19 protein-coding genes are annotated in these 21,656 nt (G+C 56.0%); 3 read left to right on the forward strand and 16 right to left on the reverse strand.

The window, feature by feature from the left end:
• Positions 1–34: 34 nt before the first annotated feature.
• The 5 genes from PSTEL_RS17910 to PSTEL_RS17930 all read right to left on the reverse strand — a co-directional run bounded on the left by PSTEL_RS17910 (position 35) and on the right by PSTEL_RS17930 (position 7,496).
• Positions 35–994, reverse strand: coding sequence for an acetylxylan esterase (locus tag PSTEL_RS17910; RefSeq protein ID WP_038697405.1), 960 nt, complete (start codon positions 992–994; stop codon positions 35–37).
• 128 nt (positions 995–1,122) lie between these two features.
• Entirely contained in the window at positions 1,123–2,859 is a 1,737-nt protein-coding gene (locus PSTEL_RS17915; RefSeq protein ID WP_156995902.1) for an S-layer homology domain-containing protein, read from the reverse strand.
• 27 nt (positions 2,860–2,886) lie between these two features.
• A complete protein-coding gene (locus PSTEL_RS17920; protein ID WP_052098643.1) occupies positions 2,887–5,544 on the reverse strand; it encodes a glycosyl hydrolase 53 family protein in 2,658 nt (885 codons plus the stop codon).
• Positions 5,545–5,744: 200 nt separating this feature from the next.
• Complete coding sequence (locus tag PSTEL_RS17925) at positions 5,745–5,960, reverse strand: hypothetical protein (RefSeq protein WP_038697409.1); 216 nt, start codon at positions 5,958–5,960, stop codon at positions 5,745–5,747.
• Between the two features lie 153 nt (positions 5,961–6,113).
• A complete protein-coding gene (locus PSTEL_RS17930) occupies positions 6,114–7,496 on the reverse strand; it encodes an MATE family efflux transporter (RefSeq protein ID WP_425415283.1) in 1,383 nt (460 codons plus the stop codon).
• 174 nt (positions 7,497–7,670) lie between these two features.
• On the opposite strand from PSTEL_RS17930, the gene PSTEL_RS17935 reads away from it, so the two are divergent.
• Positions 7,671–8,621, forward strand: coding sequence for a helix-turn-helix transcriptional regulator (locus tag PSTEL_RS17935; protein WP_038697413.1), 951 nt, complete (start codon positions 7,671–7,673; stop codon positions 8,619–8,621).
• An 81-nt stretch (positions 8,622–8,702) separates the two neighbouring features.
• Here PSTEL_RS17935 and PSTEL_RS17940 read toward each other — a convergent pair whose 3' ends face one another.
• Positions 8,703–8,990: a DUF6171 family protein gene (locus PSTEL_RS17940; RefSeq protein ID WP_038697415.1), complete on the reverse strand. Its 288-nt coding sequence runs from the start codon at positions 8,988–8,990 to the stop codon at positions 8,703–8,705.
• Between the two features lie 14 nt (positions 8,991–9,004).
• Complete coding sequence (locus tag PSTEL_RS17945; RefSeq protein WP_038697417.1) at positions 9,005–10,498, reverse strand: alpha-N-arabinofuranosidase; 1,494 nt, start codon at positions 10,496–10,498, stop codon at positions 9,005–9,007.
• A 194-nt stretch (positions 10,499–10,692) separates the two neighbouring features.
• Between PSTEL_RS17945 and PSTEL_RS17950 the strand changes: the two genes are divergently transcribed.
• Positions 10,693–11,619, forward strand: coding sequence for an ArsR/SmtB family transcription factor (locus tag PSTEL_RS17950; protein ID WP_038697419.1), 927 nt, complete (start codon positions 10,693–10,695; stop codon positions 11,617–11,619).
• 127 nt (positions 11,620–11,746) lie between these two features.
• Here the strand turns inward: PSTEL_RS17950 and PSTEL_RS17955 are convergent, their stop codons facing one another.
• Positions 11,747–13,039, reverse strand: coding sequence for a galactokinase (locus PSTEL_RS17955; protein WP_342666514.1), 1,293 nt, complete (start codon positions 13,037–13,039; stop codon positions 11,747–11,749).
• A gap of 262 nt (positions 13,040–13,301) precedes the next feature.
• Positions 13,302–14,456, reverse strand: coding sequence for a glycerate kinase family protein (locus PSTEL_RS17960; protein WP_038697423.1), 1,155 nt, complete (start codon positions 14,454–14,456; stop codon positions 13,302–13,304).
• Positions 14,457–14,635: 179 nt separating this feature from the next.
• Between PSTEL_RS17960 and PSTEL_RS17965 the strand changes: the two genes are divergently transcribed.
• Positions 14,636–15,613: a bile acid:sodium symporter family protein gene (locus PSTEL_RS17965; protein ID WP_038697425.1), complete on the forward strand. Its 978-nt coding sequence runs from the start codon at positions 14,636–14,638 to the stop codon at positions 15,611–15,613.
• A gap of 181 nt (positions 15,614–15,794) precedes the next feature.
• On the opposite strand, the gene PSTEL_RS17970 is transcribed toward PSTEL_RS17965, so the two are convergent.
• The 7 genes from PSTEL_RS17970 to PSTEL_RS18000 are packed head-to-tail and all read right to left on the reverse strand — an operon-like array spanning position 15,795 to position 21,567.
• A complete protein-coding gene (locus PSTEL_RS17970; RefSeq protein WP_038697427.1) occupies positions 15,795–16,958 on the reverse strand; it encodes a M20 family metallopeptidase in 1,164 nt (387 codons plus the stop codon).
• Positions 16,959–16,961: 3 nt separating this feature from the next.
• Positions 16,962–17,573 (reverse strand): DUF1989 domain-containing protein, encoded by a 612-nt coding sequence (locus PSTEL_RS17975; RefSeq protein ID WP_038697429.1) that lies wholly within the window; start codon positions 17,571–17,573, stop codon positions 16,962–16,964.
• A 30-nt stretch (positions 17,574–17,603) separates the two neighbouring features.
• Positions 17,604–18,287, reverse strand: coding sequence for a cyclase family protein (locus tag PSTEL_RS17980; protein WP_038697431.1), 684 nt, complete (start codon positions 18,285–18,287; stop codon positions 17,604–17,606).
• 12 nt (positions 18,288–18,299) lie between these two features.
• Entirely contained in the window at positions 18,300–20,111 is a 1,812-nt protein-coding gene (gene ade / locus PSTEL_RS17985; RefSeq protein WP_038697433.1) for an adenine deaminase, read from the reverse strand.
• Positions 20,112–20,125: 14 nt separating this feature from the next.
• Positions 20,126–20,395 (reverse strand): EutN/CcmL family microcompartment protein, encoded by a 270-nt coding sequence (locus PSTEL_RS17990; protein WP_038697435.1) that lies wholly within the window; start codon positions 20,393–20,395, stop codon positions 20,126–20,128.
• Entirely contained in the window at positions 20,396–21,277 is an 882-nt protein-coding gene (locus PSTEL_RS17995; RefSeq protein WP_156995903.1) for a hypothetical protein, read from the reverse strand. It abuts the gene before it with no gap.
• 8 nt (positions 21,278–21,285) lie between these two features.
• Positions 21,286–21,567 carry a BMC domain-containing protein gene (locus tag PSTEL_RS18000; protein ID WP_038697438.1) on the reverse strand — a complete coding sequence of 94 codons (282 nt, stop codon included), beginning with the start codon at positions 21,565–21,567 and terminating at the stop codon, positions 21,286–21,288.
• Positions 21,568–21,656: the final 89 nt, after the last annotated feature.

Genomic DNA, 21,656 nt, shown 5'->3' on the forward strand with positions numbered 1-21,656 from the left:
CGGAGAGTTTCTCCGGCTGCCGCATAGCGTAAGCTTATAGTGTCTTCAAGAATTGATAGATCTTGTCGTTCATGCCCGGAAGATCCTCATGTCCGAAGTCCGGGTAAATTTCAAGCGTGAGCGGTGCAGGCATTTTGTTAATGGCTGCAAACTGGGTGGACGGCGGACAAATATTGTCCATCAGTCCGACGCCGATAAGCAGCTCCGCCTCAATGCGGGGAGCCAGATTCTGAATATCGATGTAGCCAAGCCGGGTGAAAATCTCATCCTCCCGTTTGTGCTGCGGATCGAAATTGCGGAAATACTCCCGAAGTTCGCTGTAGGCTCCCGCAGCCAGATCCATTTCCCATACCCGCTTATAATCGCTGAGGAAAGGATAGACAGGCGCCGCCTTCTTGATTCTCGGCTCAAGCGCGGTGCAGGCAATCGTCAGGGCTCCGCCCTGCGACCAGCCTGTAGCCCCGACCCGGTTCTCATCTACTTCGTCGAAGCTCATGACTATGGAAGCGAGCTGCGCGGTATCCAGGAAAATATCCCGCATCAGCAGGCGGTCAGCCCGGTCATCCAGACCGCGGATGAATTGCCCGCTGAAGGTCGTGCCCTTCACGCCGCCGGTATCCTCCGACAAGCCGGCCTGCCCCCGTACATCGAGTGCGGCGACGGAGAAGCCGAGCGCCGCATACGGCAGCTTGCCCTGCCAATCCCCCGAGTTCCCCGAGTATCCGTGGAATTGGAGAACCGCTGGGTGCGGCTTGGGAGCATTCGACGGGCGGATATACTTCGCATGAACCCTCGCTCCGCGTACACCGGTGAAATAAAGGTCATAGCATTCGGCCAATGGGGCCTGGAATTCCGAAGGAATCAGCTCAACCCTCGGATCAGTCTGCCGCATTTCCTGCAACGCTGCCTCCCAGTAGGCGTCAAAATCATCTGGACACGGATTGCGCCCCCCGTAGCTCTTTAGTTCTTCCAAAGGCAAATCCAGAATTGGCATCTATTGATCACTCCTGTTGAATATTCGGTTCCTCTGTTAATTGTAACCGATGCATCCCGGAGGTGTTAGTAAGCGATTCCCAAATCTCTGATTTCTCCTCGGATGAAACTTGAATCTCCTTATTCAATTCAGCGTTCTGCCATTCGGAACAGCGCCTGCGCCGCTTCGGCCCGCGTAAGCGCCGCCTGTGGATCGAACTCGGAAGCGGTTCGCCCTTGAATAAGTCCCTGGGCATAAGCCGACCGTACGGCGGCGTCCGCCCATGCTGCGATCATGTTCATATCCTTGAACGGGACCGCCGCGCCGGAGTCTGCCGGAGACGGAGCAGAACCGTTCAGATAAGATGCCGCCTTGGTGAGCATCACAGCCATTTCCTGGCGGGTAAGCGTACCGCCGGGATCGAACACGCCGCCGGATCGTCCATTAACGAGACCGGCTTCATACGCGGCAACCACGGCTCCTGCGTACCATGAGCCGGATTGCACATCCTTGAACGCAGTGGCGCCGGTATGCTCCGGCAGACGCAGCATGCGGACGAGCATGGCCGAGAACTCCGCGCGCGTCACCTTCCGGCCGGGCTCGAAGCGCTCTGCGCCGCTGCCGTCTGCAATTCCTCTTGCGGCGAGCGTCTGAATCGCTTCATGCGCCCAGTGAGCGGCTGACACATCCTTGAACTCGCGCGTTACCTTCAGAACGGAGTATACGCTGAAGTGACGGATGGGGGCCGATACGAGGTCTCCCTCCCATTTCGCGCCCTGAAATTCCGTATTGCCGGTTTCGTCAATGTAATAGATACCCGTCAGGCTCCGGTCCGGGGAAGAATCGCCCTTTAACCGCAAGGTCAGCGGAGAGCCGAAGGTTTCGACCGGAGTGGCTGCTCCCTGTCCGTTCTTCACGCTGAGCGTAAATCCGAAGGTCTGCCCGGCAATCTTGTTAGAACCTGTAGTTCCAGTACCTGCCGCGCTTCCTGAAGACAGAAGGGCCGAAGCTTCTTCCGGGGAATAAGGCTTCACCTTCAGCGATATATAGCTTCCGGAAGATGATAGACGCCCGGCCAGCGCTGAGGACACCGATGACGGAATATCGAGCGAGAAGGTCTGTCCGGATATCGTGACCACATGTCCGGATAATAGACCCATAACCTCGTTCGGGATGATGATTTCCAGAGCGTCTGCCGGGAAGGGCACTGTCGCTGTGGACGATCCCGCGCCGCCTTCCACCATCTCCGGTGTAATAATGACTTGCGTCCCGCCCGCTGCCGGCGAAGCCGCGCCGCTCTGCGAGGATGAGGATGAGCCTGTGCCAGTGTCACTGCCTGAACTGCCTGAACCGCCTGAACCGCCTGTACCTGTGCCGCTTCCCGCGTCCTGATTTGAGCTGATCATAATGGAAGCATCAGCCGTCTGCTCCAGCTTGACGCTCTTCAGCTTGCTGTCAATTAGCGTTATTCCGGACAGCTTCACAAGCGCCGGACCGGAGCCTGCCGCCACGAAGGTGACGGTCAGGAGCCCATGCGAGCCGTCCGTTCCGGCCGTCTGATCGCCTAGCTTCGTGAAGGCAAAGGCCAGCTTGCCGTCCGCCATGCTGACCGGCAGTCCGTAACCGGTGGACTCCAGGTCGTAGACTGCGCTTTTGTATGTCAGCTTCTGCGGATCATAGGTCAGCGTCAGCTCGTAGGCATACAGATCCGCCAAGCTGTCTCCCTTCACCGTGACGCTGACCGAACCGCCCGGCTGAGCCGTGCCGGGCGCCTCAAGCGACAGGGCCGGGGCCGGGGCGGCGCTGGCCGCCTCCGAAACCGGAATCAGCAGCATTACCGCCGCAAGCAGGATGGACATGAAGCGGAGGAGCCTGTTGTTTCTCACCTTGTGTTCCCCTCTCTGCGATCCGCCTTAGAATTTGCCCGGAATCTTCTTGGCTGTTGCCGCAAGGTCCGCGATATTGATGATATTATCCTTATTGGCATCCAGCGGCTTATACAGGTACCAGTCACTGTCCCCAGAGGTTTTGCCATAGCCTTTGGATACGCTGGCCAAATCCTTGATCGTTACCGGAACGCCGAGCGTTTCGAGCGTATAAGCGGAATCCAGATAAGTCTGCACCGCCGCCGTCAGCGCCGAAGTCGCGCTGTTCACATCGTTTTGCGATGCTTCCGCATTGTTATACACCTGCTTCGCTGCCGCTATAGCCCCCTGGAATGCATTGCGGCTCTCGGTTCCATATCCGCCAAGGAAAGCGCCTGTCTTGGTGGCATTGTACTTCTCCTCGGCCGAGTTGATGGCCGTGAGCAGCGCGGCCTTGTCTGCCACGGCCGCTACCGTAATGGATGCTGAAGCTCCGGCGGATGCCGTAATATCCTCGCCGTCCGAGACCGACACGTTGACGGCCGTTACCGTTGCCGCTCCGCTGGTGGCGCCATCCTTCACTTTAAACCGGAGATCCAGCAGCGACGGATTTCCGGATACGGTTCCGGCCGTCGAAGCCAGAACGAGATAGACCGAGCTGCTGTCATCATTGGCGGTCTGCTGGACAACCTCCAGTCCGGATACGAGAGAATTCGCTCCCAGGAATTCGAGGCGGGAAGGATCGAACCTGAGCGTCATTTCCTCTGTAAGAAACGGCTTCTCCAGATTGCTCAGTCCGAAGGTCAGGCTGAACTCGTCTCCCGGCGCCTTTGTGACGTCTCCGCCTGTCAGGGACGCCGATGGCTGCGAAGCCTTAATAAGCTCAAAGTCGTCAAAATATCCCCATACCTGAGCCGGCGCTTCAACATCAAATCCGACGGTAATCTGGCCGTTTGTCACATGAATGTTCTCTACCGTGTACTGCTTCCACACATTCCAGCCTGTATTGACGGCATCACTTCCCAGCGCGTCTCCGCCGAAGCCGTCCGCGAACAATCTCAGCTTCGTTTCGCCGCCTCCGCCCGAGGACCAGGCGCGAAGTGTATATACGCCGTTCTCAAGACCAGTGATGGTCTGAGATACTTTGTAAGCATAATCCGAGGCATACCAATAGTTAAAAGCGCTGCTGCCGGTATGGGCGTTCGCCGCATTCTTTTCCACTTTTCCCGCAGCGGTGCCGGTTACCGTCCAGTTCGTCAGTCCATCTTCAAAGCCAGGGTTCAGTATGACATTCTGATTGGCAAGCACCTTAATGTCGATGGAGGCTTCTTCATCCAGACCGCTCACTTTCCCTTTGACGGTGAACGTTCCGGGCGTATTCAGACTGTCCGCCGGAATGCTGTCCCAGACGACTGGCGCAGATGTAATCGAACCGTCGTTGTACAGGACATCCGCCGTCTGGGGAAGCTCCGGCTGTACTCCTTTGACAATCGTGATTCCGGCGGAAGGATATACCTTGATTGGAGACGTATCCAGACTTCCGGGCACGTATTGGAAAGCGTCAAGCGAATCCAGCGCATTGCCCTCAAAATCGAACATCGCCTGATTCTCCCAGCCGTTCACGTCGCCCGTCTTCCAACCTACTCCGGAGAGCCAGGCCGGTTCCCAGTAAAATACGCCGAGTCCCTTCCCGTCCGTTACATGCGCCACCGTGTTCATCACCGCTTCGGTTACCAGCTTCTGGTTCGCCACGGATGCCGTGAAGCCGGCAGTATCGGTCTCTTTTTGACCGGCGATATTGCCCCCTGCGTTATCCGCATCGTCCAGGGTAAAAGGATATGCCGTTTCGGCAACAACGACTTCTTTGCCATAGCGGGTGGCCATATCGTCCATGTTCGTCTTCAATTGCTGCAGAGTGCCGTGCCAATACGGATAGTACGACATGCCGATCACATCATAATCGAGATTGTTGGCTTTGGCTTTATCAAAAAAGCTCCGGAACTTCGCGTTGTTGCCGCCCTCGGCCAGATGGAGCATAATCTTGACGCTGTGCCCGTCCGGGGTCGTGTCCCGCACCGCCTGGATGCCTTCATTCAACAGCGCCGCGAGATTGGTAAAATTGCCGACAGCCCCATCCGGAAGAAGGATGCCGCTGTTAATTTCATTACCGACTTGAACCATATCCGGGTAAGCGCCGACCTGATCCAGCTCCGTCAGCACCTCACTCGTATATGTATACACGGCTGTCTTCAGCGATTCAAAGTCCAGATTGGCCCATGCGGCCGGTTTGACCTGCTTGCCCGGATCTGCCCAGAAGTCCGAATAGTGAAAATCGACCAGCAGCTTGAAGCCGGCCGCTTTGATCCGGGGCGCGAGTTCGAGCAGCTTCTCCTTGTTGTTGAAGCCATCCGACTCGGTCGGATCGTTCCATACCCGCAGCCGTACGTAATTTACTCCATGCTCTTTAAGAATGGCGAGCAGATCCTTCTCCTGTCCGTTCTCATAATACTTGATGCCTTTGGCTTCCAAAGCCTGAAGTGTGGAAATATCCACTCCCTTAATAAACGTGCCGGGATCGGACAATGCCGATGCTGCAGCCGCTTCGTTCTGCGGAAAGCTCATCCCCAATCCAGTAAGCGCTATCATAAAGATCAAAGCCATAATGCCCAGTTTGCGAAGCCTGATGCTGATCCAATCCGATCTCATGAATCGTCCCCCTTTCGTTATCGCTTCCCATTATAAGATTAAGCGTTTTCACTAAACATGGAGAGAAACAACGAATCCTAATACCTTTTCTACAATCTGCCAGGATGGGGAGGCATTTCGTGTAAAAGAGAGCGGTGAACCTTCCCCTTCCATCAGCAGCAATGAGACCGCCGCCGGGGGAGCTGACCAGTGCTTGTCTGTCAGTTGGGGATGGGCCTGAGCCTGGCAAGTCTCCGGAATATAACAGCCGGACATACGAACAGCAGACGCTCTCCGCCATCATGGATGCCGTCGTGGACATAGCCATGCATGAGGTCGAGCGTCTGCTGAAGGACAATGATTATTCGGTTTCGGTGATCGCCCAGGAGACATACTCCACTAGCAGCTTCTATCTGCATCGGATGTTCAACCGTCATGTCAGCGTCCCCCGAGCGAGTACCGACAATCCGCCAAGTGACAACATCAGGCGAATAAGCTTGCAGTCCGAGTTGAATCAAGAATCCGCTCACAGCTTGATTACTGATGCAGCACACGGTATCAATATACGGTTTCAGTACTTGTTACAGGTTCTAAATGGAAGCCTGAGCCTCAGGCCGGCAGCTCTGGAAGCCCGCTTCCGATTCCCTGCTGCGAAGCCGCTTGCGGCCGCGCCAGCGCCGCAGGACAAGCACGCCTCTCAGCGTCTCGTCAGCGATCATGCACCAGTAGATGCCCGAGAGGCCCCAGCCGGCCATAATTCCGAACAGATAGGAGCAGCCAACGCTGATCAGGAACATGGAGACAACGGAAATATACATCGTGAACCGGGTATCACCGATCGCATTCAGCGCATTTCCCATTGCCATATTAAGCATTTTGGCGGGCTGCAGCAGCAGGTTCAGGGCCAGCAGCGACACCCCCAGTGATACGATGACCGGGTCGTTCGTGAAGAAACCGAGCAGCTGGCGGCCGGACAGGAAGAGAATGGCCATATTGGCCGTAACGATTGCCAGCCCGACAAAGAGGGTGCGGAACGCCCCGGTGTACGCTTCCTGCGTTCTCCCTCCGCCGTACAGATGGGCGATCCGGATCTGGCCCGCCATCGCGACGGCAAATCCGAGGGCGAAGCAGTACGACTCCAGCGTGTTCAGATAGGTACGCACCGCCAGCGCTTCCGCACCTAACTGGGCGAGGAAAGAATAGATGATCAGCTGCGAGAACACCCAGCTGGAGGAATTGATGCCGAGCGGCCAGGCAATGCTCAGAATCTCCTTGAACAGCCGGACGCTGAAAGCGGCGAAGTCCTTCACCTTCACCCGGATCTCGAATGAACGGCTGAACAGAACATAGAGAACGGCAGTTCCGATCAGTCTGCTGACCAGATTGGAGATTGCAATGCCCGCGAGTCCCATCTGGGGCAGGCCGAAGGCGCCAAAGATGAAGCCGTAATTGAGCACGATATGAATGACGTTCACCGCAATGCCCGTGTACATCGGCCCCCGGGTATTGCCCGTGTTCCGAATGGCCGTTCCGAGCGCCACGCTCATGCCGACCAGGAACAACCCGCCGCCGACATAGGCGATATAAATATCGGAGAGCGGCTGAAGCTCGGGGGAGATACTGAGCATCGATCCGATCGGTCCGGCGAAGAAGAAGAGCAGAATGCTGACAGCTATGCCAAGACCTGCGCTGATGGAGACGCCGAGGATGGCAATCGAGCGGGCCTCTGTCATGCGTCCTGACCCGATTCGCTGGGCGATGAGAATGCCGGCGCCTCCCGCGAATGTCGTGAACAGCGTAGTTAACGCACCAAATAGCTGATTCGAAATACCGACGACCGCGACGGCGTCGTCCGAAATGCGGCTGACCATTAATGTATCGACCGTACCTAGCAGCGTCTGCAGAAACAGCTCCAGAAAAATAGGCCAAGCCAGCATCCACAGGCCAAAGCCATTCTGTTGATTTTTCACTATACAAACTTCCTTTCCGGCATTATCCTGTAGACAGCAGCACCCGGTCATACACAGTGATAATTGATGTTTGATTATAATCCGTGTTCATCATTATAGAGGATTTCACCGAAATTTTAGTTCAGATTGCCAACCTGATCTTTCAATATTCCAACCTCATCAAGGAGTGCTTCCATAATGATCCTGCACCTGGCAGCCCCGCCGCTTCCCTTCTATATCGCCAGCGGAACCCATCAGTTCCCGCCGGGCCACCGGCATCTGAACCGTCAGCATATCCACGTATTCGATCTGCTGTACGTTCGCAGCGGATGCCTGTATATGGGCGAAGAAGAACGCCGGTATGAGGTCCGGGAAGGCCAGGCGCTGATCCTCCTGCCGGACCGCCATCATTTCGGCTCCAGAGATTGTACGGAATCGACCCTCTATGACTGGCTTCACTTCTCGACATCCGGTCCGTGGAGCGTCAGCGGGACGGGCGGTCCTGAGTCCAGACATTCGGAGGCCGTACATTCGGAGACCTGGCCTCAGGGCTCCTGGCTTCAGGAAGCCGGAGAGCCGGTACACGGGCAGCCTGGACCCGGCGGCAAAGTCCATGTTCACCGTGAATTCGAAGCGAATCCGTTCCTTCTTCGCCTGCCCCAATATACCTCGCTTCCCCAGCCCGCCCGTATGGAAGAACTGCTGGACCAATTGACCCGGCTCGCGCCGGAGGCGCATCTAAGCGGAACCCCGCTTCGCCAGCAGATTCTGTTCCAGGAAATGCTCGGCATGCTACAAGGCGCGTCTGAAGCCGGGCGCTTATCGCCCCAGACCCAGTGCGCCGAGCTTGCCGCCTCCTTTCTGAGAGGGCATTTCAGCGAGGAGATCACCGCAGCAAGGCTGGGAGAATGCCTTAATTTCCACCCGGTCTATATCGCCCGATGCATGAACAAGGCCTACGGCTGCTCCCCCATGGAGTACTTGCTGCGCTACCGGATCGAGCAGAGCAAGCTTCTGCTGATGCAGACCGGATACTCCGTCGCCCGGATCGCCGAGGAGGTCGGCTTCAGGAGCGCCTCCTATTTCAGCGCCACCTTCTGCAGGCTCGAAGGCATCTCTCCGAGACAGTTCCGACGCCAGTTCTCATAAAAGTTCTCCGCGCCGACATCAGCCCATATAAAGAAGCAAAACCGGGTGCTCCAGAACGGAACACCCGGTTTATTAGCTTCTTCAGCTTTCAGCGTGCACAGCCTGCGCCTGCCAGCGGCTCCCGCCGGGGAGCGGGCAGGACCTTTCTTTCAGCTTCGCGACGACCGGGATGATGCAGCCGCATACCCGGCACGTAATGCCGCCCTCAAGCTTCGGACAGGCTCGGCATGCCTCCAGCCGTTCCTGATACACCTGTTCCGGGACGCAGTGCTCCGATGCGAACATCGGAGCCGCCAATATGCGGGCGATCTGCTCATCAGTCACCCGGTATTCGTCACGGCAGGCTTTGCAAGATGATCCCTTGGTCATTCCATCACCCCGGTCTAGTTCGATGCAAGCTCCAGAGCGGTCACCGACATCGGCGGCAGCGTTACGGTAAGCTTGCCCTCATTCAGCGCAAACGCGCTGAACGTCTGCGGCTTCACGGCTTCCGGCTGCGCGAAAGTATTGTGCGCGTCGATGGAGCTGCCCGCCAGCGTTGTTCCGGCTACCTTAAGCGAAGCTCCCGCCAGTCCGCGAATATCCAGCTCGACTTCGGAGAAAGCCGAAGGGTTCAGATTGCACAGACTGATATGAATCTTGCCCTCGCTGTCCTTCGAGGCGGTTCCGGTGACGGCCGGAATTTCCTGTCCGTTAAAGGCATAGGTTCCGGCTTCAAGCGTCAGATCCAGACGCTCGGCGTCCTGGTGCACCTTGTACATATCGAACACATGGTACGTCGGCGTCAGCAGCATCTTCTCGCCTTCCGTCAAAATAACAGCCTGCAGCACATTGACCGTCTGGGCGATGTTCGCCATGCGCACCCGCTCGCTGTGGTTGTGGAAAATATTCAGCGTAATGCCGGCCACCAGAGCGTCGCGGATCGTGTTCTGCTGATACAGGAAACCGGGAACAGTGCCCGGTTCAACGTTATACCAGGTGCCCCATTCGTCAACGATGAGTCCGACCCGGCGCTCAGGATCGTATTTGTCCATAATTGTACTGTGCCGCGTAATCAGCTCATCCATCTTGAGACATTTCTTCAGTGTGGAGAACCACTCGGTTTCGTCGTAGCCGGTGGCGTTCCCCTTATCCTCCCACGACTCAAGCGGAAGCGTATAGTAGTGCAGTGTGATGGAATCCATGAAGCGGGAAGCTTCGCGCATCAGCACTTCCGTCCAGTTGTAATCATCCGCATTCGGGCCGCAGGCGATCCGGTGAATCTTGTTGCCGTCATAGTTGCGGACATAGGTCTGATAGCGTCTGTACTCATCCGCGTAGTATTCCGGGCGCATGTTGCCGCCACAGCCCCAGTTCTCGTTCCCGACGCCGAAAAAGGTAACGGCCCAAGGCTCCTCATGCCCGTTCTGCTTCCGCTTCTCGGACATCGGCGATTCGCCGCCGAAGGTCAAGTATTCCACCCATTCGGACATCTCCTGCACCGTTCCGCTGCCCACATTGCCGTTGATGTACGGCTCGCATTCCAGCTGGCGGCACAGCTCCATGAATTCATGGGTGCCGAAGTGATTGTTCTCCACTACGCCGCCCCAGTGGGTATTGATCATCCGCTTGCGGTTCTCCTTGGGCCCGATGCCGTCCATCCAGTGATATTCGTCGGCGAAGCAGCCGCCCGGCCAGCGGAGCACCGGAATCCGGATCTGTTTAAGCGCATTCACAACGTCATTGCGAATCCCGTTCGTATTCGGAATCTCGGAATCCACACCTACCCAGATTCCCTCGTAAATACAACGTCCCAGATGCTCGGAGAAATGCCCGTAAATATTCCGGTCAATCGTTCCTTTGCCGATGTCGGCGTTAAGCACACCCTTCAAAGCCATGAGTATAACATCTCCTTAATTAATATATTTATTAATTAATTTATATTTTACAAAACCATTATAGGGGGATTTTGCTGTTCAAGTCAATTCATATATTAAATATATTTTTCCCCAAAAATAAGAAGTGAATTGCTTTACCTTGTTCATTTGAGTAATATATTTATTAACGACATTTCCTGAAAAGGCGGAATTCCATGAAACTCGATCTTACCGAACAATCACTTCCGGTCTATGAGGCCCTGGCTAGTCCGGTGCGCCTGCACATTCTCCGGCTGCTGACCGAACAGCCGATGAATATCAAGGAGCTTGCCGGCGCGGCCGGTCTGTCCAGCGCGATCATGACGATGCATGTCCGCAAGCTGAGCGAAGCGGGGCTCATTGAGACCCGGATGGCTCCCGGAAAAAGCGGGCTCCAGAAGATTTGCTCCCTTGCCGCGGCTTCCATTGAAATTGAGTTCCCGGCGGATTCGTCTGCAGTCCGCAAGAGCCACCGCATCGACATTCCGATCGGCCACTACTCGGATTTCAGCATTGAACCGACCTGCGGTCTCGCCACAACTAGTCATGTGATCGGAAGCTTTGACGATCCCCGGTATTTCTGGGATCAGGACCGGATTCATGCCGCGATTCTCTGGTTCGGCAAGGGCTTCATTGAATACAAGGCGCCCAACTTCCTGCTGTCCAGCCAGCATCCCGAGGAACTGCTGCTCCGCATGGAAATCGCCTCGGAGGCGCCGGGAGTCAGCGAGGATTACCCCTCGGACATCACCTTCACGCTGAACGGAGTGAAGCTCGGCACCTGGACAAGCCCCGGCGATTACGGAGACCGGAGAGGGAATTTCACCCCGGCCTGGTGGCCGCAGCGCACCAATCAATACGGCCTGCTTAAGCAGCTGCGCCTGACGGATTCAGGCACCTATATCGATGGCGTGAAGCTCTCCGGAGTCACGCTGAAGGATGTCGACATCCGGCGGAAGGAATGGACCCTTCGCCTGTCAGTCGAAGAAGACGCCGTGCATCAAGGCGGATTGACACTGTTCGGCAAGGGCTTCGGCAATTACGACGAGCATCCGTCGATGGAGCTCTTCTATACCGATTCCGGATACAGCGAGAACGTCTAAGCGCCTGACATACAAGCGCCCCGTGCAGGATTACGAGCATCACGCACGGGTGAAATGGTAAAAAAGATGGCAAAAAAGCGCCCGCGAATTTCGCGGGCGCTTTTTGCGTACAGCCTATAGATAATAATTAGAGAGCATTTACATTAACCGCTCCGTATTTACGCATGCGGATGCGGTAAATATGCGGCGTGCCGAAGGATTTCATGTAGGACGTGTATTCCTCGGTCGCGCTCTTTGGCAGCAGCGCCATAATGACTCCGGCGAAGCCGCCGCCGTGAACACGGGTTGCGCCGGCGCCGATTTTCTTAATGAACAGCTCGGTCAGCACCAGGGAAATCGTTACCCCCTGCTCGCCCGGATCCGTGTTGGAGTAGCAGTTCTGCAGCCACTTCCAGGAGGAATTGCCCGATTCCGTCACGAGTCGGAGGAAATCCTCCGGACGGTCTTCCTCCAGCGCCAGGATCTGCTGGTCCACGCGGTTGTTCTCCTCGAAGAAGTGAAGGGCGCGAAGAACCGCACGGTCGCCGGCGCTTGCTCTAACCTCTTCCAACCGTCCCAGCAGATCGTCCAGCGTCAGCTCGCCCAGAACCTGGGCTCCGAGTACGCGGGCCGCCGCTTTCATTTCCGTCGGAATGGAGGAATATTCTTCGCTGAGATCGGCATGGTTCGCGCCTGTCGGAACGATCAGCAGATCGTAATCCTTGTCGATGGCTTCAAAATCCACGCCCTTAATAACCGGATGGACGCTGTCTTTAAAATCAATCGTAATAAGACCGCCGTAGCCGCAGGCGATTTGGTCCAGCAGGCCCGACTGTTTGTCCCACTTATTGTTCTCGGCGTACTGGCCGATTTTGGCGCGGATAACGATATCCATTTCGCCTTTGTTATAGAAATCATTCAGAATTTCGCAGATCAGCATTTCGAAGGAAGCGGAGGAGCTGACGCCCGCCGCGCTGATGACGTCGCTCGTGATGCAGACGCTGAATCCGCCGATGTTATAGCCGAATTTCTCGAACCCTTCCAGGATGCCCTCGACCAGCGTATAGGTGCCGGATTGCTCTCCAGCCTCGCCTCTACGGTCAAGGTCGATAACGAAGTCTGTGCCATAATCCAGACTCTTGACGCTGACTTTGCGGTCGCCTGTCTTCGCGGCAACGCCGACACAATCCATATTGATGCTGGTTGCGATAACCTTGCCCAGATTGTGGTCGGTATGATTGCCGCTGATTTCGCTGCGGCCCGGCGAGCTGAACAGATAGACATCGCCTTCCGCATAACGGCCCTCGTAGGCGTTTACAAGAGAAGCGTATCTGTCAGCCTGGCTCTTCAAAATTTCGGCGTTGTCTCCATAGAGCTTGACCAGCTTCTCCTTGAAATCTTCACTTTGTATTAATTGAATCGTATCAGCGATTGACGGCACGTAGCATTCCTCCATACATGTTAATTCAGTATCTTAATGAACCGCTAGCTCAACCAAAGGATACCGCAAAAACGGGCTTTGGGCTATGGAGAAACGTTACTTTCTCATGGAATATTATGACCATTGGCTGGTGACGGAATCCCGGCAACCCGCATAGAACCTGGATTTCATCGAGATACCGTCCTTGTTATCCCACGTCAAATGTCGGATTTGGGTTCGGGCGGCATCGTTATCTTTTCCGCTCATTTCCGCTCAATAGAGATTATCGAAGTCCCCGTGTGGCGTACATGAAACGAACGATGCTTTCGGCCGTCTTCTCGATATTCTCCCTGCCCTTCATTAACGCCTCTTCAATCGAACCGGCCTCCTTCATAATGCCAAAGACGGAATCGATTCCTTTCTCATACAACATCTCAATATCCTCGCCCACTCGGCCAGCCAAAGCGACCACGGGCTTATTATGCTTCTTGGCTACGGCCGCCACGCCCAATGGCGTCTTCCCGTATTGCGTCTGAAAGTCGAGGCTTCCTTCCCCGGTCCACACGATATCCGCTTCTTTTATCTTTTCCTCAAGGTCCGTATATTGGATGACCAGATCAACGCCTCTATGAAGCCTTCCGTTCAGGAAGACCATCAGACCGTAACCCAGTCCACCGGCGGCGCCGGCGCCCGGCACATTCATCAAGTCCTTCCCGAGCTGTTCCTTGATAACGTTCGCATAATGATTCAGACTTCGGTCCAGCAGCCCTGCTGTCTCGGCGTTTGCTCCCTTTTGCGGACCAAACACATGAGAGGCTCCCTCCGGCCCGCACAGGGGAATGGTCACATCGCAGGCCACTTCGACTTGAACCTCCAGAAGCCGGGAATCAAGCCCGGTGAGGTCAATTCGGTCAAGCCGACCCAGCTCGCCGCCCCCAAAGCCGATTTCTTGCCCATACTGGTCAAACAGCCTGCCGCCAAGGGCTTGCAGAACTCCGGCGCCGCCGTCGTTCGTCGCGCTTCCGCCGATTCCGATCAACAGCTTCTTTACGCCACGGTCGAGACAGGCTTTAATCAGTTGGCCCGTTCCGTAGGTCGTGGTTACAAGCGGATTTCTTGCGGCAGGCGGAACGAGATGGATGCCGCTTGCGCCGGCCATTTCCAGCACGCCGGTCTCGCCGTCTCCCAGAATGCCGAAGCAAGCCTCCACTTCACTGCCAAGAGGACCCGTAACGTTCATCTTGATTACGTGTCCGTTCGTGGCGTCGACCAGCGACTGCATTGTCCCTTCCCCACCGTCGGCCATCGGAACATGGATACAGGTGATACCCGGATCGACTTTCCTGATTCCCAGTTCCATGGCGTCGCAGGCTTCCTTGGCTGTCATGCTCTCTTTGAAGGAATCGGGCGCCAGAACGAATACCAAATGTTTGTTCATAAATCAGCTCCACCTTGCTGTACGGAATCGGCTTCATCCGCGATTTGACTCTAGTTTAACCGATTCGCCTAGGATGCGGAAGAAACGGTTAACCTGAACACACGGAACGCAATCCCTGTGCAAACAGCCGTCAAGATGTATAATAAGTAGAAAAAAACAGGATAGGAATGTTGCCTTCTATGCTCCACATTCTGAATCAGCGGCTGAACCGCATGATGCCGTTGATTACTCCAACCAGCATTGTGATCGGCGTTCTGCTCGGCGGACTGCTGTCCCCGTATTCGTATCTGTCGCCCTGGCTGTTCGCTTTCCTGACCTTCGCCGGAAGCATCAGCCTCGGCTTCAAGGATTTCCTGAATGTCCTCAAGAAGCCTCTGCCGATGATCGTCTGCCTCTCCATTCTTCATCTGGTCATGCCCTTGATCGCCCTCGGCGCCGGGCATCTCGCCTTTTCGGGCGACTCCTACACCATAACCGGCCTTATTCTCGGAGCGGTTATTCCGACAGGCGTCAGCAGCTTCGTCTGGGTCAGCATCTATCGCGGCAACATCGCCATGACGCTGTCGATCATCCTGATCGACACGCTGCTGTCCCCATTCATCGTGCCGGGTGTTCTATCGGTTCTCGTCGGCGCGGATGTGCATCTGGATGTGTTTCCCATGATGAAGAGCCTGTTCTGGATGATCGTCGCCCCCTCCCTGCTCGGCATGCTTCTGAACGAATGGACCAAAGGTAAGGTCGCGCCGGTCTGGGGACCGAGATTCAATCCGCTGTCCAAGCTGTGCATGGCGGCCGTTGTCATGATTAACGGGTCTGTCGTTGCGCCATATTTGACGAGCTTCAGCTGGAAGCTGCTCGGACTCGCCGCCGCCATCATCGCCCTGTTCTCCACCGGATACGCAATCTGCTTCTTCTGCGCGCGGGCGCTGGGGTGGAACGAAGCCGACCAGGTTGCGCTGATCTTCAACGGAGGCATGCGCAACATCAGCGCGGGGGCCGTCCTCGCCGTCTCCTACTTCCCAGCTCCGGTTGCGTTGCCCGTCATCCTCGGCATGGTGTTTCAGCAGGTGCTGGCCAGCTTTGTCGGGCTGCTGCTGGACCGAAGATCCAGAGCCGCTTCGCCTTTTCCCAAGGATAAACACCTGCACGCGTCTTGATGGCAAGGGCGGGCGATGGCCGGGAAATACAAGATCAGTTCTAGCGCGAAGCTGATCGTTTCCGATGTCAGCGGCTTGGCTCCAAGGATGGTTACTAACTGCTCCTATTTCAAAAAAAATCGCATAGCCGCCGCTATACAAGCGGGACTATGCGAACTTAGCCGGAGGTTCCTATTCGATTTCAAGCCTGCTCTAAACCCAGGAATCGAATCGCCAGCTCCCGGTAAAAGGTGATAGACGCCATATAGGCATCAATATCCACCCACTCATCCGGCTGATGAGCCAGCTTCTCGTCACCGGGACCGTAGATCAGAATGGGCGGCTTCCCTGCATGATGCAGAACAGACCCGTCCGTATAATAAGGGACGCCTTTCAGCTCCCCGCGTGATTGGCCTGTGATTTCCAGCGCCGCCGCAATCAGTTCCTCGTTCGGATCGGTATGGACCGGACTTCTGTCCAGCAGTTGCTCGATTTCATACCGGTACTGCGGATTCAGCTTCTTCAGCTCAAGGAGCCTGTGCTCGATCTCCTCCAGCAGCGAAGCATGGTTCTGCGGCGGAACGGTGCGGATATCAACGTCAATAGCGCAGCGGTCCGGAATTACATTCGTCTGTACTCCACCGGCGATCATGTTGACGGACAGACTGCCTGTCCCGAGGACCGGATGATCGGTCTTCCACTCCAGGGCGTGAGAGCGCAGCAGCGCAATCAGCTCCATCATGCCCTCCACCGCGTTCAGCCCGAATTCCGGCATGGAGCCGTGGGCGCTTTTTCCATACAGTGAAATACGGAGCCACAACGCTCCTTTATGCCCGAGTGCCACCTTGCCCGAGGTAGGCTCGCCAATCACCAGCCCATCCAGTTCCCGAGTGCTGTGATGGTCCAGATACATCCGGGCTCCGCAGCTGTCCACCTCTTCCCCGGCGGTTGCCAGGAACAGGAGTTCTCCGTCCAGCCGGATTCCATCCTGCCGCAGCGAAGCCATAGCCAGCAGCATGGCTGCAAGCCCGCTCTTCATATCGGAGGCGCCTCTGCCGTAAATCCGGTTGCCGCTGATGTCAGCGCCGTGGGGAGTATAGTGCCCAGCCGAAGCCGACCATGGGCTTACCGTATCCATATGACCGCAGAACATGAGCTGTTTGCGGCCGCCTCCCTTTAGCTCAGCTGTCACATTGCTGCGTGTACGATCAAGTGGGACGACCTCGCAAGGAATCCCAGTTTCATTCAGGAACGACTCCAGCACAAGCGACAGGCGGTGCTCATTGCCCGGAGGATTGCAGGTATCGGTGGCGATCAGTTTTTGCAGAAAAGAGACGGCGTACTCCCGGCTGCGGACATCTCTCATCGCTTAAATCCCCTCCAGCACTTGCAGCTTCAGCGGAGTCACCTTCCAGCCATTGACGGGCGCAAGGTCCTGCGAGCAGGCGGATACCGCCACAACCACATCATCAAGCGCCTCCAGCATGACATAATCGCCCGGCTTGGAAAGGGGAGGCTCAATCACATAATCACCGTTGTCATCCAGCACATTGTTCATGAACCAGTTGATCGGGTCCGGAAGCTCTGTATAACCGAGTCTGTACGGTTTGAGCGCTTTTTCCAGATTGTCGTGGCAGTTCGGGTGCTCCTCCAGATCAAAGTCCACTTTATACCGGTAATAGTCGCAGGCCGGAAAGAAAAAATCATGCTTGCCGACCGTATCCTTGACCAAGGTCATCAGCGGCCGCCGATAATTGCTGTACAGCCCGTCCCCTTCCTTCAGACGTATGCTGCTCAGCGATGATCTCATATGGACAGGAGACACATGTTCTCCGGGATTGCCTTGGTTAAAGCAGACGAAATCGCCCACCTGCTGTCCTTCCATATCAATAATGCATAGATAATGACCCTTCGGCACAACGATGGCCCGTCCTTCATAGGCGGGAATGATGACCTCTTCCTTCACTCTCGTTCTCAGCATTGCTCTTCCTTCTTTCCGTATCCCCGGTCCTTAGTCGATCAGCACGGCGACCGCCCGGACGGGCGAGCCTGTGCCTCTGCGGATTTTCAAGGGGAGTCCAAAATAAAGAAACCGTTGATTGACAACCTCATTCAGCTGGCACATATTCTCCGTATTCGTCATTCCGTATTCCCGGCAGATCAGATGACCCGCATAGCTCATATCCGCAGGATTGTCGATGGACGGAGCGTCAACGCCGATATTGACCACGCCCTGCTTCGCCAGCCACTCCCCCGCGCCGTAATCAAGGCCTGCATGCCGCGTAAGCCACTCTTCCTTGCCGTAAGACCTTGTATAATGCCCGGTGTGAAGCAGGACGATATCACCCCGTTCGATAAACAGTCCCGAGCGCTTCAATTCCTCCTGCAGAATGGAGGCTGTAATATAGGAATCCGGCGATACATAGGAGACGTCCAGACAGATCGCAGGCCCGTAAAAATACTCCAGCGGCATTTCATCAATTGTCTTGCCGTTGCGGTCATATTCGTAGGTCGCGTCGCTGTGCGTCGGCCCGTGCTCGTTAATCAGCAGATTATTGGTCGCAAATTCAAACCCGAGCTTCTCCTTGCTTTCCTCATGCGACATATTTGGAAAAATCATCGTCTTCTGATGCGGAGGAAAGACCGGCATGCCCTGATAAATTTCCTGCGACAGATCAATCAATCTCAGCCCCATGCCCATCTTCCTTTACTGTAAAATAGTCGGCAGCTTCTCGAACTTCTCTGCATCGATCAGTCCGAGATCGGTAATCTTCCACTTCGGACTGGTCACGAGGGACAGGAAGCTTAAATGCATGAACGGAACATGCAGCGTGCAGCCCAGCTCCTCCTTCGCCTGACGGTGAAGCTCGGCGACGGCCGCGCTCATTTCCTTGCCGGTCAGTTCGTCGGACATCAGCCCGCCGATCCGCAGCGGCAGATCGCCGATCACCTTCCCGTCCTTGATCATGCAGATGCCGCCGTTCATGGCGATCACGCGGTTGACGGCCACCTTCATATCCTCATAATTGGTTCCGGTGACGATGATGTTATGCGTGTCATGGGCGATGCTCTGGGCGATGGCCCCCTCGCGCAGCTTCATCCCGCGCACGAACGTCCGGCCGATCCGTCCGCTGCGGCCATGCCGTTCGACAACAAGCAGCGGCAGAATATCGCTGGCTGGATCGGGCTGGACAATCCCGTCCTTCACCGTCAGGGCAACCTCCAGCGCTCCTGTCAAATTCTGATCGGGAATCACTTCAAGCGCGCGGACTTTGGCCTGCGTCCCCTTCGCTTCAATATACATATCCTTCACCGTAACGGGCGAACGCTTCACGGATGACTTCACGGAAGCCGGATACGTATAAGCCGGAATATCGAGCAGCAGCTCGCCCCGCGCCGCCGCCTTGACGCCGCCGAGATATACGCTGTCGATGGTCATCTGCCGCAGATCGGAAATGACGGCGATATCCGCCCGCTTGCCGGGCGCAAGAACCCCGATATCACCGAAGCCGAAATGGGTCGCCGGATTGATCGTTACCATCTGGATCGCTTCAACCGGATCGATTCCTTGCGCAATCGTTCTGCGGACGATGTCGTTCATATGGCCGAGCTTCAGCAGATCCTCCGGAACCATATCATCCGATACCAGAATGGCCCGGCGCGAATCTACGCCTTCCTCGGTAATGGCGCGGATGCATTCCGCCATATTGCGCTGGGAGGAGCCTTCCCGGATAAACACGCTTACGCCGTAGCGGAGCTTCTCCATCATCTCTTCCTTGGTCGTCGTCTCGTGGCAGGAGACATGCGTTCCTCCGCCGATAATATGGGCGGCCAGTTCCTTGCCGAACAAGCCCGGCGCGTTCCCCTCCACCGTCTTCCCGATGCTCTTCGCGTACACAACGGAAGCGATCAGATCATCGATAAGCGGAGAAGCGTGATTGAAGACTGGCATGACATTGCTGAAGCCTTGAATTTCGCCGATGCCCTGTACGTAAGGATCATTCAGCAGCTCCTTCATGTCTTTGGAATTGATCTCGGCGCCCGCCGTCTCCAGACCCGGCGCATCCGGCGTCAGGCAGGGAACGGTATAAAGCACCCGGTTCGGAAGGCTCTTCGCCTCGTCGATCATTGCCCGAATGCCGGGAACTCCGAGCACATTTCCGATTTCATGGGGATCGGCAATCAGCGTTGTCGTTCCTGTCGGAATCGACAGCTTCGAGAACTCGGTCACCGTCAGCATCGCACTTTCAAAATGCATATGGGAATCGATAAAGCCCGGGCTGATAAATTGACCTGCAACCCGCTCAACTACAGTATCCGGACCGATCAGGTCCGAGCAATCGCCGACCATGAGGATGCGTTCGCCTTTGACCGCGACATCTCCCTGATATATTTCTCTTGTAATAACATTGATGATGAAGCCGCCGCTTAGCACCAGATCGGCATAGCCGCCGCGATCCAGCAGCGTATCGATCAGCCGCCGGTATTCCAGCGCTTCCTTGAGTCTTGTTGGTTCCACTTCGGATCAGCCCCCTACTGTTCACTATCCAGACTGTCTATGATGCCGACGATTGCCGCGTCGACAGGAGCGCCTTCATTCGCAATCGCTCTTGCAGCCATGCTGCCCACCACAAAAATCACCTGCTCCCCTACTCCCGCTCCTACGGTATCCACCGCAATTATGGGAGTTCCGGTCAAAGTCCCGTCAAGCCGGATGGGTTGAGCGATCAGCAGCTTGGTGCCGACAAGCCGCTCATCTTTTCTGGTTGCGGTCACTCGCCCGATCACTTTTCCGATTTGCATCTACATCGTCTCCCCATCCCGCGCTTGCAGGATCTGTATTCCGTATTGTGCCGCCAGGTCGCGGGCAAGCGGTGTAATGATTGAACCCCGTCCCGTCTTCAGCTCCGTAACGCCGCCAGATACCGCCGACAGAATGTCATCTCCGGCAATCAGTTCCTTCTTCTCACGGCTTCCGCCAATCCATTCGCTTATTCCTTCGCTGCCAAGCAGCGTAACTCCATAGCTCCGAAGCGACCCCAGCATATTTGCCGCTTCACGCCTCATCGCAGGCGGCATGGAGCATCCGCGCGCCGTCCATTCCGGACCGTCGTCCTCCACACCTGCACGAAGGGCGGCGACTTGTCTGCCCGAGCATAAGCCCTGAAGGATCAGCCGCACGACCGGCGATTCGTCATCCAGTCTGGAAATCCTGGACATTAAGGAGAAGGAAAGCACTGGGATGAACAAATACTGAATATTGGAGGCCAGCGGTGGTTCCATGCCGGTATGATTGCCGGAAATGCCGGGATTGCCGGAAACGCCGAAATTGGCGGAATTCCCGGAATTACTGAAATTACCGAGATTGCCGAAATTACCGGAATTGCAGAAACCACCGGCGATCCGAAATTCCGCACCCGGTTCCAGGAAGTCATCCACTCCGGTCGCTTGCACAATTTCTCTTTGCCCCATGACCTGCCTCAGAGCAGGGTCAACATACAGCTGCAATCGGAGCTTCATCCCGGCTAGCCGCCGCACAGCGGCCAAGCCTTCCTCCATCCCGATCCAGTGCTGAGTAAGGAGTATCAGCATGCGGGGATACCGCCGGTCCAGCTCGTCTTCCCTGCCGCGATACAGCATTTCGGCAGCGGTTCGTACGGCGAGCGCGCTAGATGAGGACCGCATGACGGGTCCTACGCTTTAATGCTGGACAGAATCGCTTTTTCCACTTCGCTGTGGGGTCTTGGAATGACATGAACCGAGATCAGCTCGCCAACCCGCTTGGCTGCGCTGGCTCCCGCATCGGTTGCTGCCTTAACTGCGCCGACATCTCCCCGCACCATTACGGTAACAAGACCGAAGCCGATTTTTTCATACCCGCAAATCTCCACATTGGCCGCTTTGACCATGGCATCCGCCGCTTCAATCGCTCCGACAAGCCCCTTCGTTTCGATCAATCCCAAAGCTTCTCCCATTTCCAATTCCTCCCGATTGATTATTGGTTCTGCATGCGGCTGCGTTCCAGGGAACGTGGGCCGCCTATGATGTTCACACACTGCTATCT

The organism is Paenibacillus stellifer (genome assembly GCF_000758685.1).
Taxonomy (GTDB): domain Bacteria; phylum Bacillota; class Bacilli; order Paenibacillales; family Paenibacillaceae; genus Paenibacillus_AQ; species Paenibacillus_AQ stellifer.

Excerpts from the sequence above, each read along its gene's own strand:
- PSTEL_RS17910 (WP_038697405.1), bottom strand. The coding sequence starts at position 994 with ATGCCAATTCTGGATTTGCCTTTGGAAGAACTAAAGAGCTACGGGGGG.
- PSTEL_RS17920 (WP_052098643.1), bottom strand. The coding sequence starts at position 5,544 with ATGAGATCGGATTGGATCAGCATCAGGCTTCGCAAACTGGGCATTATG.
- PSTEL_RS17925 (WP_038697409.1), bottom strand. The coding sequence starts at position 5,960 with ATGACGGTTGAACATCCGATGCAGATAGAAGCTGCTAGTGGAGTATGT.
- PSTEL_RS17935 (WP_038697413.1), top strand. The coding sequence starts at position 7,671 with ATGATCCTGCACCTGGCAGCCCCGCCGCTTCCCTTCTATATCGCCAGC.
- PSTEL_RS17940 (WP_038697415.1), bottom strand. The coding sequence starts at position 8,990 with ATGACCAAGGGATCATCTTGCAAAGCCTGCCGTGACGAATACCGGGTG.
- PSTEL_RS17945 (WP_038697417.1), bottom strand. The coding sequence starts at position 10,498 with ATGGCTTTGAAGGGTGTGCTTAACGCCGACATCGGCAAAGGAACGATT.
- PSTEL_RS17950 (WP_038697419.1), top strand. The coding sequence starts at position 10,693 with ATGAAACTCGATCTTACCGAACAATCACTTCCGGTCTATGAGGCCCTG.
- PSTEL_RS17960 (WP_038697423.1), bottom strand. The coding sequence starts at position 14,456 with ATGAACAAACATTTGGTATTCGTTCTGGCGCCCGATTCCTTCAAAGAG.
- PSTEL_RS17965 (WP_038697425.1), top strand. The coding sequence starts at position 14,636 with ATGCTCCACATTCTGAATCAGCGGCTGAACCGCATGATGCCGTTGATT.
- PSTEL_RS17970 (WP_038697427.1), bottom strand. The coding sequence starts at position 16,958 with ATGAGAGATGTCCGCAGCCGGGAGTACGCCGTCTCTTTTCTGCAAAAA.
- PSTEL_RS17975 (WP_038697429.1), bottom strand. The coding sequence starts at position 17,573 with ATGCTGAGAACGAGAGTGAAGGAAGAGGTCATCATTCCCGCCTATGAA.
- PSTEL_RS17980 (WP_038697431.1), bottom strand. The coding sequence starts at position 18,287 with ATGGGGCTGAGATTGATTGATCTGTCGCAGGAAATTTATCAGGGCATG.
- PSTEL_RS17990 (WP_038697435.1), bottom strand. The coding sequence starts at position 20,395 with ATGCAAATCGGAAAAGTGATCGGGCGAGTGACCGCAACCAGAAAAGAT.
- PSTEL_RS17995 (WP_156995903.1), bottom strand. The coding sequence starts at position 21,277 with ATGCGGTCCTCATCTAGCGCGCTCGCCGTACGAACCGCTGCCGAAATG.
- PSTEL_RS18000 (WP_038697438.1), bottom strand. The coding sequence starts at position 21,567 with ATGGGAGAAGCTTTGGGATTGATCGAAACGAAGGGGCTTGTCGGAGCG.